Below are 4029 nucleotides of genomic sequence, written 5' to 3' on the forward strand. Positions count from 1 at the left end.
CCTGCATGCCACCGCACTGCATCCCTACCGCTCACGCTGGCGTGTGTTGCCGGTGCTGTTGAGCTGGGGCGCCACACTAGGCTTCGGGATCTACGCGGTGCTGGGCCAACAGCCGCACCACTGGTGGACGGCCCAGTCGCTGCTGATCGGCGACGGCGTGCTGTGCATTGTCTTCTTGGCCTGGCCGGTTGGGCCGCAGCCGCACCCGTTTGCGGTGGTGATGCGGCGCTTCGCCTCAGTCACGGTCGGCGCGCTGGTGCTGCTGACGCTGGCGGTCGCGTTGGTGCCGCACATGCCGCCGGACGTGCAGCCGCTGGCCGCCGTCGGCCCGGTCATCTGGAGCGTGTTCTTCGCGTCGGTGATCCTGATGGTGCCGTTCATCTCGCGCTCGCAGAACGTGATGCGCGAGTTCGCGATGCTGGCTGGCGTCAGCACCGTCGCCACCTCGGTCGACCTGTTGTTCGTCGCGGTGTTCTCGTTCAGCCAGTTCGCCTCGTTGACGCTGTCGCTGTTCCTAGCGCTCGGCGCATACGCCGCCGTGCGCCAGTGGCTGGTCAACCAGATGATGGGCGCGCGCACGCTGACCACCGAGCGCATGTTCGACCACCTCTACCGTATCGCACGCGAGGTCGAAGCCAAGCCCGAGCGCGCCGCTGACCGCATGGCCGACCTGCTGCGCCACGTGTTCGAGCCGTTGGAGACCACCCATACCGGCGGCCAGAGTCGGCAGAGCCGTGTCGTCGCCAACGGCGCGGTGCTGCTGGTGCCGGCACCCAACCTGACGCAGGGCCCGATGCTGGACGGCCAGATCGCACTGCGCTTCGCCGAACGCGGCAAGCGGCTGTTCACGCCCGAAGACGCGCGCCTGGCCGACCGCATCGTCGAGCAGTTGATGCGCGCCTTGGCGCACGACCGTGCGGTCGAGCGAGGCCGCAGTGAAGAGCGGGTGCGCATCGCGCAAGACCTGCACGACGACATCGGCGCGCGCCTGCTGACACTGATGTACAAGGCGCAGAACAAGGAGATGGAGGACTACGTCCGCCACACCTTGCAAGACCTGAAGACGCTGACGCGCGGGCTCGCCGCGTCGACCCATTCGCTCGCGCTGGCGGCAGCCGAATGGAAGACCGACATCACGGCGCGCCTGGAAGCCATCCGCTGCGAGCTGGAGTGGAGTGCCAGCTTCGATGAAGACCTGACGCTGTCGATCATCCAGTGGTCGTCCCTGACGCGCATCATGCGCGAGCTGATCAGCAACATCATTGCCCACTCGAAGGCGACCCAGGTGCTGATCGAGATGCAGCTGCATGAAGGCCTGTTCACCGTGACGATCAGCGACGACGGCGTCGGCCGCACGCCGGCCAAGTGGTCTCACGGCCTGGGCCTGGGCGGCATCCGCAAGCGGGTCAAGCTGATGGGCGGCTCGGTCTCGTGGCGAGAGCGCGAGCCGAAAGGCATCGTCTGCCTGGTCAGCGTGCCGAACCTGGACGGGGTTGCCGCCGGCGCAGCCAAGGGCTGACGCGGTAGCGCTCACCGCGGTAGAAGCTGTCCAGCTGGTCGATCAGCTCGACCACCGCGGCGCCATCCCAACGCGCCAGCCACTCGAACGGCCCGGCCGGGTAGTTGACCCCCAGCTTCATCGCCAGGTCGGCGCCTTCGGCGTTGCAGACGCCCTGCTGCACGGCGTCGGCCGCTTCGTTGATCAGCATCGCCACGGTGCGCGCCACGGCCAGGCCGGGTGCGTCATCGATCTGCTGCGGTTGCACACCGGCGCAAGCCAGCAGCGCAGCCGCCTGGTCCAACCAGGCCGTGTGGGCAGAGGCCGCGCCGGCATAGGCCAACGAGGCACCGGCCGACAGCTCGGCGATCGGCAGGTCGAACACCACCGTCTCAGCGCAGGCTTCGTCGGCAGCACGCTGGGTGGCACTGCGGCCATCGGTCAGCGCGAGGCGGCGGCCTTCGGATTCGAGGCCGATCCATTCCGACCCCATCACCTGCTCGACCGCCACGCCGGCGGCTGACAAAGCGTCGCGCCAGCGCTGGCCGAATGCGGTCATCGCCGAACCGCCCTGCCCGGCCCCATGCCAGCGCACCGCTGAGGGCAAGGCGCCTTGGCGCGCAGCAGGCAAGGCCGGCGCGGCCACGCCTTCGCCATAGGCAAAGAAGCCGCGGCCCGACTTGCGGCCCAGCAGGCCGCCATCGACCATCTCGCGCTGTACCAGCGAAGGCTGGAAGCGCTTGTCGTAGAAGTTCGCCTGGTAGACCGACTCGGTGACCGAGAAGTTGGTGTCGTGGCCAATGAGGTCCATCAGCTCGCACGGGCCCATGCGAAAGCCGGCGCCACGCAGGCACGCGTCCAGCACTGCCGGCTCGGCCGCACGTTCCAGCAGCAGCGCCAACGTCTCGGCGTAGTAAGGCCGCGCGATGCGGTTGACAATGAAACCCGGCGTCGAGCGCGCATGCACCGCCGTCTTGCCCCAGCTCGTCGCGAGCTTGAAGACCTGTTCGGCGACCGCCGCGTCGGTCTGCAAGCCCGACACCACCTCGACCAGCTTCATCAGCGGCACCGGGTTGAAGAAGTGCATGCCGACCACGCGACCCGGCGCCTGCAGGCCGTTGGCCAGCGCGGTGATCGAAATCGATGAGGTATTCGATGCCAACACAGCGTCACGCGACACGCAGGCTTCGAGCTGGCGCAGCAGCGTGCGCTTGGCTTCCAGGTTTTCGACGATGGCTTCGACGACCAGGCCAGCGTCGGCCGCGTCTTCGAGCTTTGCCACCGGCGAGATGCGCGCCAGCGTCGCATCGGCCGCGTCGCCGGTCAGCTTTCCCTTGGCGACCAGGCCTTGAAGCGTCTGGCCCAGTTTGTCTCGTGCCCCTGCGGCGGCGCCCTCTCGGGCGTCGAACAACATGACGCGGTGCCCGGCTTGTGCGGCCACTTGCGCGATGCCCGCGCCCATGATGCCCGCGCCGACCACCAGGACGGACGGAAGCTGCGATTGGTTCATGATTGAAGTTCTCCTGGGCGAAGCATACCGTTGGCAGGGTATGCACTATATTGCCTGAATCATGTGTCAGGCTGTAGTCTTGACACCAGTCAAGCACAATGATGCATCTCCGAGCGCCCGGTGCTTGCCCTAGCGGCGCCTTTGGGCGGCTGCGAATACCCTCGGTCGACAACCCCAACGGAGAACTCTCATGACCCTGCGTCGCACGCTTCTCGCCACCGCCAGCCTGGCTGCCTGTGCCCTCGTCGCCGGGCCTGCCGTCGCCCAGACCGCGCCGAAGCTGAAAGTGGGCCTGATGCTGCCCTACACCGGCACCTACGCCGCACTGGGCAACGCGATCGAGAACGGATTCAAGCTCTACGTGAGCGAGCAAGGCGGCAAGCTGGGCGGCCGCGAGATCGAGTTCTTCAAGGTCGACGACGAGAGCGACCCCGCCAAGGCGACCGACAACGTCAACAAGCTGGTCAAGCGTGACCAAGTCGACGTGCTGGTCGGCACCGTTCATTCCGGCGTGGCGTTGGCCATGGCCAAGGTGGCGAAGGAAAGCAACACGCTGCTGATCGTCCCCAATGCCGGCGCCGACGCAGTGACCGGCCCGCTGTGCGCAAAGAACATCTTCCGCACCTCGTTCTCGAACTGGCAGCCCGGCTATGCCACCGGCATCATCGCCGCGCAAAAGGGCTACAAGACCGCCATGACCATCACCTGGGGCTATGCCGCAGGGAACGAGACGGTCAAGGGCTTCAACGAGGCCTTCGAGAAAGGCGGCGGCAAGGTCACCAAGGACCTGACGCTTCCGTTCCCCAACGTTGAATTCCAGGCCCTGCTGACCGAGATCGCGGCCCAGAAGCCAGACGTCGTCTTCGCCTTCTTCGCTGGCGGCGGTGCGGTCAAGTTCGTCAAGGACTACGACGCGGCGGGCCTGCGCAAGACCATTCCCCTGGTGGGTTCCGGCTTCCTCACCGACGGTGTGCTCGAAGCGCAGGGTCAGGCGGCGCAGGGCATCGTCACGTCGCTGCAC

Annotated in this window: 3 protein-coding genes; 2 read left to right on the plus strand and 1 reads right to left on the minus strand. The window is 67.0% G+C overall.

Features of this window, described 5'->3' with window-relative positions; translation table 11 throughout:
* Positions 1-1519, plus strand: a 1519-nt coding sequence (locus AC1DYI_RS28655) for a sensor histidine kinase (RefSeq protein WP_477207523.1), incomplete at its 5' end; no start/stop codon positions are given.
* Here AC1DYI_RS28655 and AC1DYI_RS28660 read toward each other — a convergent pair.
* The gene (locus AC1DYI_RS28660) at positions 1470-3008 is read right to left on the minus strand and encodes a 3-hydroxyacyl-CoA dehydrogenase (RefSeq protein WP_477207524.1); all 1539 of its coding nucleotides are present in this window, start codon (positions 3006-3008) and stop codon (positions 1470-1472) included. The two genes, AC1DYI_RS28655 and AC1DYI_RS28660, sit on opposite strands and share 50 nt — an antisense overlap.
* Before the next feature lie 190 nt (positions 3009-3198).
* On the opposite strand from AC1DYI_RS28660, the gene AC1DYI_RS28665 reads away from it, so the two are divergent.
* Positions 3199-4029 (plus strand): ABC transporter substrate-binding protein (locus AC1DYI_RS28665; protein ID WP_477207525.1); only part of this gene is annotated, 831 nt, incomplete at its 3' end.

It is taken from the genome of Ideonella sp. P3_A4, assembly GCF_056403075.1.

Coding starts and splice junctions, on each gene's coding strand:
- AC1DYI_RS28660 (WP_477207524.1), bottom strand. CDS start 3,008: ATGAACCAATCGCAGCTTCCGTCCGTCCTGGTGGTCGGCGCGGGCATC.